At 42.4% G+C, this 8,006-nt stretch carries 8 protein-coding genes; all 8 read right to left on the reverse strand.

What is annotated here, in order from left to right; translation table 11 throughout:
* Window positions 1-264 (reverse strand): hypothetical protein (locus ABZD21_RS19450; protein WP_372776797.1); only part of this gene is annotated, 264 nt, incomplete at its 3' end.
* 17 nt (window positions 265-281) lie between these two features.
* Window positions 282-635, reverse strand: coding sequence for a hypothetical protein (locus ABZD21_RS19455; RefSeq protein ID WP_372776799.1), 354 nt, complete (start codon window positions 633-635; stop codon window positions 282-284).
* A complete protein-coding gene (locus tag ABZD21_RS19460; RefSeq protein WP_372776800.1) occupies window positions 632-1,036 on the reverse strand; it encodes a phage holin family protein in 405 nt (134 codons plus the stop codon). Before ABZD21_RS19460 ends, ABZD21_RS19455 begins: the two co-directional genes overlap by 4 nt.
* 113 nt (window positions 1,037-1,149) lie before the next feature.
* On the reverse strand, window positions 1,150-2,730 hold the full coding sequence (locus ABZD21_RS19465; protein ID WP_372776801.1) for a leucine-rich repeat protein: 1,581 nt from the start codon (window positions 2,728-2,730) through the stop codon (window positions 1,150-1,152).
* Window positions 2,730-3,308 carry a hypothetical protein gene (locus ABZD21_RS19470; RefSeq protein ID WP_372776802.1) on the reverse strand — a complete coding sequence of 193 codons (579 nt, stop codon included), beginning with the start codon at window positions 3,306-3,308 and terminating at the stop codon, window positions 2,730-2,732. The genes ABZD21_RS19465 and ABZD21_RS19470 overlap by 1 nt, the downstream gene beginning before the upstream one ends.
* Window positions 3,308-5,719, reverse strand: coding sequence for a hypothetical protein (locus ABZD21_RS19475; protein ID WP_372776803.1), 2,412 nt, complete (start codon window positions 5,717-5,719; stop codon window positions 3,308-3,310). The genes ABZD21_RS19470 and ABZD21_RS19475 overlap by 1 nt, the downstream gene beginning before the upstream one ends.
* 1 nt (window position 5,720) lies before the next feature.
* Complete coding sequence (locus ABZD21_RS19480; protein ID WP_372776804.1) at window positions 5,721-6,101, reverse strand: hypothetical protein; 381 nt, start codon at window positions 6,099-6,101, stop codon at window positions 5,721-5,723.
* On the reverse strand, window positions 6,098-8,006 hold a 1,909-nt coding region (locus ABZD21_RS19485), incomplete at its 5' end, for a hypothetical protein (RefSeq protein ID WP_372776805.1). The genes ABZD21_RS19480 and ABZD21_RS19485, both read right to left, overlap by 4 nt.

Raw genomic sequence — 8,006 nt, forward strand, 5'->3', positions numbered from 1 at the left:
AGGAATTGCACCCCATGAGCTTCGCCAAACTACATTCGTTTTAAACCAATCGGCTGCTCTGGCCGACCGAACCGTTGAAACTCCTGCAAAAACAAAAATTTCGGTTTGCGAACTTGCACACCACGGATAACCACATGTTCCGCAAAGTCCACAAAGCTCCATCGATTCTTTTATCATCGGATGGTCATTCTTCCCGGTAAGTTCCTCAACAAACAACCAGCGCTTTGCCGACTTCAAAACATTACTTCGAACAGTATGTTCCATCCGCTGATGTCGCTCTTTTACAGCGCGGTCATTATTATCGCAAAGACGATCATCAGCACCCAACGCTCTACACGCAAGGAGACAAATTGTTGCCATGATGATAATTCGTTCCATCTTTCGTTCTTTTTTCGCATTAATCCGGTTTTATAAACATCGTGGTATTGCGCCAGTGTGTATAACCGAACGAGAAACATCACTAACAGAAATAGCACCAACGCTGAAACAATCTTCCCTACCTTTTCCGGATTCATCGGCGGGAACAATCCTAACCGCTCAGATATTCGACTATGCCAGTGCATTAACAGGCAAGCCAACGGCAACATCCAAAAATCGGTCATAAAGCCAATTAATAAATCTCGTAATCTTTTCATCCTTTCAACTTTTTAATTAATGTTTCAATTACTTCTATTCCTGTTAACTTCGCGAACTTGATATACGCAGAACTAAGCTCCTGAAATCCTACAAGCGCACCAATCACTTGCGTAAAATAGAGATGTTCAACACTAAGCAAAAACCGCTCATACACAAACGCAGCGAGAATAACAGTCATATATGTCAATACTTTCCGGTACACCTTTTTAAACTCTTTCCAGCTAAATTGATCTCTTACTATCGCATACGCAACACCCATCACCTGATCAGCGCATATCAGGAACAGGACAGCACTCAATACTATTCTTGCATCGTAGAAAAGAGTTAATAGGGCGGTTACTATTCTGCAAAGTATGTCCCATAAATTCTGGAACCTTGACGAAAAAACTGACTGTATCATATCACAACTTTAAAAAGGGTTAGCTGACCGCCAACCGCGTTTTCACTTAAAATATAATTGATTGTGTTTTTATTCTGATATCGGCACCGTAACGAGCTCGTAAACGGACAAAATTATAGTACCGTCCATCCTTTCGCCTCGGCTATCGTGGGGTCACAATCAGCATAACCATCGCTGTAACGAACGTCGATAATTTTTGTATCAGTAACAGTGCGCAACGCCGTAAATATTCGGTTGATCTCAGTAGCATCAATAGCAGCATAGATACGTATTACAGGAGAACTTGAATGTGTGTAGTTCCAACTGCCGGAGCTTCCCCAATCCACTTCAACATTTGTTAGCGCAGTCATTTTATAACTACTTGACGAGCCTCCTATCCACAGACGACGAGGTTGTAGTTTAGGCATATTAAACGTATGCAGATTCGCCCTAACAGACGTTCCTGTCGGACACGTTACATAGGGTTTTGTTGAGTAGATTGACGTATCGGCGTCGCCTGAAATCTCTTCCAAGGGAGAATTTGCGCTTGGGAGGTTTACATATCCTATGTCTGGTTGAACAATCCTTTTTAATGCTTTACAAGATGTATTGAATACTGTTTGAACTGTTTTAGACGTTGCAAGGTCTTGCCATTTTGACGGGAAAATCACCTCCTCTAAATCTTCAGCGTAATAAAACATCCCGCTAGCGTATCTGATATAGCTCCAATCACCAAATAACGTCACTTTGCTGAACCCGGAATACTGAAACATATACTGACACATCGTCGATAACCCAGAAGACGGAACGCTTATTTCCCCCTCGGCAGCACACTTTTCAAACATATAATTATAAGCAAGCATATTATTATCCCCCATATTGCCACCATGGTCACTAAACATAGTCACCTTTTCAAGACGAGGCGTATTTTGTAAAGCATAATACACTCTTGAAGCAGGGAAATATTCAGGGAAATGTATTTCTCTTAGATATTTACAATTTCTCACGATATTGTCAGCAAGCCAATACCCTTGATTGAAAGTAAATAAGCAATCTCTCATATCTAAAACACGTAACCCTGAATTTAGTGCCATTGCGGCCATAGAATGTACCCTTTGAAGGTTTACTGGCATCTTAAAATATTGCATATTGGAGCAGTCACGGAATAAATTACCCAATGATGTTAAATAGGAAGTATCACTGATAAACTCAATATGATTTAAGTTTAATTCTCCCTGAAATGTAATGCTACGCAAATAAGGGGCGTTTATTACAACCTGTAATAAACATCCATCATTTGTGCCGGAAACAGAATTGTAAAAGAAAGAATAGAATGTCTGGTTAGTTAAAGAAATTCTAAGAGTATAAATTTTCGTACTGTCAGGAAAAGAATAATCAACACCATCTTCTTGGGAATAAAAAGAATCCACAAGAGTCCCGTTTTCATCAAAAATTTCATACAAATAATTCGGTGTCTCCGATTCATTTATTGACAAATCCCAACCACGAGAATAAAAGTCCCAATCCCCTTTTGAAGCATCGCAAATAAAAGTAAGACTTTCAGTTGTGATTTCGGGAACCACGATTGGAGGATTCCACTCCTCTGGATCACGAATATACCCATTGGCCGGACAATAAACAGCAGGATCTGGACTTGAACCACCACCAGAACCTTCAATCTTTATTACTGGAAAATTAAATTTACCTTTCTTCATTACTGCACCTCCACAATATTAATCGTCACTGTAATATCTGCACTTGGGACACTGTGTACCCACATCGTTACGCTCCCGGTAGCCGATTCTGTTTCAGGCAGGGGTTCAGCTTCAACCAGAACATCATAAGCCGAATTGTCGGGGATCACTTCTACGCTACTGGTCGCTGTAATATTGGAATTAGCCAATTCATACTTAAACAAATCACCATCAGCAACCCAATTGGCGGCCAACAATGTAAGGCCAGTTACCTGAATAGGCTTTGTTCCACCGCCTGAACTTTCAGGTACTTCAAACAACTGGTTCCAGGTAGTATCGCCTACATAGCGCCATTCAACCCAGCCATTATTTTCCTGTAATTCTACTTCACGGCCATCGGCACCATCTTGGCCGTCAGTTCCATCTGTTCCATTCTGACCATCGGCTCCATCCTGACCATCAGAAGGAATCTCAAACAACTGGTTCCAGTTCGAATCGCCAACATAGTGCCACTCAATCCAACCGGCATTTTCGCGAAGTTCAACCTCGCGGCCATTCCGCAGCTTTACATTTCCCCAAAGTCCTGTTCCGTATCTCATTAGTCAGTTACCTCCTCCTCTCCTTTTGAAATCAGAAAAAATCGTTTGTATAAATAGTTGTCCTGAATCAAAGCCTTTCCTTCAAGATGAGTGTCAAACGCCTCGATAACGCAATCGGTACTATCCTCTGTTAAATCCAGTTTTAGGTACAAAGCATAAGCGTTCTTTGTCGGCAGATTAATTGTCGTTTCCGGCACGATCCAGCTCCGAGTAGGATCGTAAGTGTCGCCATTGTCTTTCATCTTCTGAATGTAGTATCGGGTAAGAGTGTTGTAGTTTGTGATCTTCACAACTCCGGCAGAAACATGAACAACATCCTCGTTGCCGTCATAGTTCAATTCAACGAGAGCATCCTCGAAATAAAAATTCGGGTCAACGTCAAGAGCCAACATCCCGGGGTCGATGCTTTTATCTCGAACAATAGAGTCTGCGTTTAACTTATCGTCTGCCGGGTCCAAAAGCTTACGAGTAAGTTCTTCCACATTTCGCTGACTGTCACGCATACTTTCGACCGTATCGGACTTGGTATCAGCAATCGCCCGTTCATGTGTTTCAACCGTTTTTTCCAGTGTCTGAATGCGAGACAAAGTGCGCTTTTCGGAGAACGTCAGTTCGTATTTGCGCGAAAAATCAGAATATGTCAGTTTGCTAATCCTGAAAGTTCCGTTAATACCATAATCTCCATCAACCACCGTAACCCGGTCACCAACCTCAAAGAAAAGTCCATTGTCTGCAACAAACTTCGGATCAATATCAGCAGTGTATTCGTACTGCGGAGTACTCCCTTCGGCCAGTGCCTCAATGGCTGCTTCTTCAAGTTCAGCTTCTGCGGCCTCTACATACGAATCAGGCATATCGATATTCACAAGCGTATATTCATCGCCAACGCCTGGCATTAACGTATCATCAGGCAGAATGTACCCAGCATCATCTTTGTACGGAATAATGTAGATTTCATGTGTATCGTGATCGTATTTGGCGATGTCAAATTCATATCCGGCAAGATCACCGGTTTTCATTATCACCTTTGCCGTAAGACCACCAAGCAAATAGTCATTAATATCAAACTCAATTGAGCTATCCGTAATAACGAAGATCCCGTTCGGCCAAACCTCTTTTTGTGCTGTTGTGAGATCATCTTCCAAGATTTGTGAATAAGCGGTTATCGTTCCGGTACGGCGCGGGTAAATATCATCGAAGAACAAAACTGCCTCTTTGTATGTCTTGTCGTCGGCATTTTGTTCAAGTGGATTATTGTCAAAACTCAATCGCTGCAATCCGTTGCGGTAACCAGTAGGCAAGTTGTCAGAAGATCCGAACGCATACAGTTTTGTGAAATATTCATCCTCAATACGGTCGCCTCGTTTCAGATTGTACTGTCCTTTTCCCTTGCCGTATTGCAACGTGAGCGAAATATCATTTGCAACCTGCTCTTTGATGTTGCAGGTGTAAGTCCACCAATCGGGATTATTTTTCACAAACTCGTATTCAAGCTCATACTCTTCACACATCCTTTGCAACACTTCAAGGCAATTCTCACCGCTGAATTTGTGGTTTTCCCTTAGCGTATCATCGATTGTGCCTTTAGTAAAACCTGCTCCATAAAACCGGGCCACATTAGCATTCAGCAAGTCGAAAAGCTCTGACATATTCGCGTAGTACGAAAAATCCGATTCTCCAAGATCGTTCAGAAACTGAGTACGCTCCAATACATTAAGCGCATAGAACGTAAACGTCAAATCGTACTGATACTTGTTCGTGCTTTTCTTCGTAAAAGACGGAGCCCCAAACAATACAAACCGGTCGGTATTACCCCCCGTTCCATGGTATTCATAATCGATCCAATCACCGTCTTGTATGTCAAGAACTGTATTGCTTTCGAAACTCATAGTAAGCTCCATGTCGCCAAGCAGGGTTTTAGACACCTTCGCGTTACTAACTTTGACAACAGCGGGAATAATCACATCGGGGTTAGCCCAGCGTTTGATTTCAATTAAGTTATAGCCAGGATCGCCGGGCACCGTAAGAGTGAGCGTAAATATGCCTATTTGCTTCGTGCCAATATACCGGGATTTTCGATCTATCGAAATCGATTTTTCAAGGTAACATTCGATCCCCTCAGACGTGTATGGAGTGGTCAATACTCTTTTGCCGGAAGCAGTCAACGCATCATAAAATGCCTTCAGCTGAGAAATAAAACCTTGATAAGTATCATTTAGAATGATACACGAAATACTAATCGTTTTGTTATCTAGCCGCTGATCTTCGATGTCGTGAAAATAATCTTCGCCATCTTCATCCAACCAATCGTGTGCCTCGTTCTGAATAGCTGGCAAATCAAACAGACCTGTAACTTTCGATACATAAACTCCGAAATCGGTAAACTCAATATCATCTAACTTCCAACTCATACTAACTTGCTGTCCATTTTTTGTCCGCTACTGTGATTTTTGCGGTGATTTTAACGATTGTTCTTATTACTTCCACACTATATCCATTCGCGAAAACCGCCCCTGGAAATGCTGGCAAATCGTATTCATCAAACTCTAGCGTATGCTGAACGCTTGCCGTAACAAGTGATTTGAAACCATTTAACGCAGCTTCCATTTCTAAAATAGAATTGAAATCTCCGAAAATCGAGATATTGAAGGATGCTGATTTGTGCTTAATATCATTTTCCTCAAATTCAGGTGAATCAAGCACATCTTTCCGCGCTGGCAATGAAAACAGGCCGTCATCAGCCTTCAATAAGACAAGCCCCAAAGTCGTTATGTCGGTACCATCAATTATCATAGCTTATCACTTAGCAATTTGTTTGTTTCAGCAATCTTTTCTTCTATCGTTACTAGCCTTTTGTTGTAAGAGGTATTCTGAGCGATTTCCTGCTGAACAGCAAGGCTCTGCATTAGATAGTCAGCGCACTGATCGGTATTTTCCCCGATTCCCTTTAAATCAATGCGCATAGCCATAAACTGACCAACCAACAAGCTACCGGTTTCTTCTGTAAGGCTTTGGGTAATGCCTGTCAGTTCATCATATCCGGACTCCGAATCATCGCTTGAAAACGAAAATCCAGCCGCTTCATATGCTTCTCGAACTGCATCAAAAGCCGGCCCAGCAGACTCCAAAATATCCAATACCGAATCTTTAAAGTTCTGTGCTTCGTCTACCGTCAATCCAGGATCAGTTTGGGTTCTTCCTGTTGTGTCTCCATCATTCAAGTCAACAATCAACTGATCAACGGCTTTCTGAATTGGCTCAGTTAGCAACTGAGCAGTCAGCTGATCGATAATCACTTTTTGAATAATATCATCCACCTTTTCCCCCCAGGCTTCTGCTGCATCTTCACCAGCCAGAAACGCTTCTGCTAACGAATCTGCAAGATCATTAACTGAAGTCCCAATCAAATCTTCTTCAATAGAACTCATGCGATCTTGAAGTTCAGAGTAGGCGTTTAAAATCGCTTCTGCAGCCTCCATATGCTCAGGAGACAGTCCTCCGGTTAGAATCTGGGTTGACAACTCCTCTATCTCCGCATTAAGCTCTGCAAGTTCCTCACGGTATCCGCTATAAACCGAACGTAGTACATTACTTGATTCCTCTCCTCTCCTTCCGTACCGGTCATAGGTAATCTCCTCGTTCAGCGCCTTCGCATCATCCGTAAGGCTAATTATAGATTCTTGCAAAAATTTCAGGTACGCTATTGAGCCGCTGGAGTCAAAAGTAATATTCGAAATCGCATCCGCTGCTGTTTCGGCTCCATCTGCAAGATCCATCATTGCACTAACTGATTCCTTTATTTCTTCGGTCAGATTGTCCTGAGCGCTTATCAGCGTATCAACCATCGCAGTAACGACTTTTACTCCTCCAGAGAGATAATCGCCCTTAGCAATATCCATCACCCCGGACAAAGCTGTCGCGCCATTGTTAAGCACATCGACCTGTTCTTCAGACAAGTCTAAATATTCAGAATATTTATTCACCATTTGGGTAAGCACATCCAAGCTTTCCTCTAAATTGGCGAGCTTGCTTTCGAACTCAATCTTGTTAATCATCTGCTGATATAACTCGATTTCAAGTTCCAGTGCCTGGGCCTGATATTGTGCTTCTTTTGTATGCAGTTTTCTTACAACTTCGAGCTTCTTTTCTGCGTACTTAATTTTCGTTTCAAGCGATTTAACCTGCCATTTTGTTTCATTCGTAGCGCCGGTTGCAGCAATCTCATTTCTCTTTTCTTCAAGTTCCTGTTCGTTCTCAATTATTTTTACATTGCTGTCAGCGATAGCTTGTGCCCTCGCCTTTAATCGCTCGTCATCGATCGAAGGGACCAGATCGGTTCGCCCCGCCTCCTCTGCTTGTTTTTTCAGCTTATTGTAGTAATCGTCGATAGATGCTAATTCCTTATCAAGATCACTCATACTCTCTTGCGTTGCATCGGCCCAGATTTCCTTTATTGTTGTTGCTGCATCTGCGTTAATGGCAACAATTTCATTCGCATATTGTCTTGCCGCATTTTCTTTCTGTGCATTCAAACTAGCTTGCACCTCAGCAGGAAGCTCGGTAATGTACCCGTCATCGGAAACACTAAATCCTTTCGACTCATTTAATTTAGCGAGGTAGTCACGCCCCTGTTTTTCAATGTCAGCCAGTTCTTGTTCGTAGGCTGCTTTTGCCTGTGCCCGTTGCTTCTCATAGCCG

The sequence above is a fragment of the Mangrovibacterium sp. genome (assembly GCF_041596335.1).
Lineage (GTDB): Bacteria > Bacteroidota > Bacteroidia > Bacteroidales > Prolixibacteraceae > Mangrovibacterium.

Bases quoted from the DNA above. Each gene is read 5' to 3' on its own strand.
- ABZD21_RS19455 (WP_372776799.1), bottom strand. From the start codon at position 635: ATGAAAAGATTACGAGATTTATTAATTGGCTTTATGACCGATTTTTGG.
- ABZD21_RS19460 (WP_372776800.1), bottom strand. From the start codon at position 1,036: ATGATACAGTCAGTTTTTTCGTCAAGGTTCCAGAATTTATGGGACATA.
- ABZD21_RS19465 (WP_372776801.1), bottom strand. From the start codon at position 2,730: ATGAAGAAAGGTAAATTTAATTTTCCAGTAATAAAGATTGAAGGTTCT.
- ABZD21_RS19470 (WP_372776802.1), bottom strand. From the start codon at position 3,308: ATGAGATACGGAACAGGACTTTGGGGAAATGTAAAGCTGCGGAATGGC.
- ABZD21_RS19475 (WP_372776803.1), bottom strand. From the start codon at position 5,719: ATGAGTTGGAAGTTAGATGATATTGAGTTTACCGATTTCGGAGTTTAT.
- ABZD21_RS19480 (WP_372776804.1), bottom strand. From the start codon at position 6,101: ATGATAATTGATGGTACCGACATAACGACTTTGGGGCTTGTCTTATTG.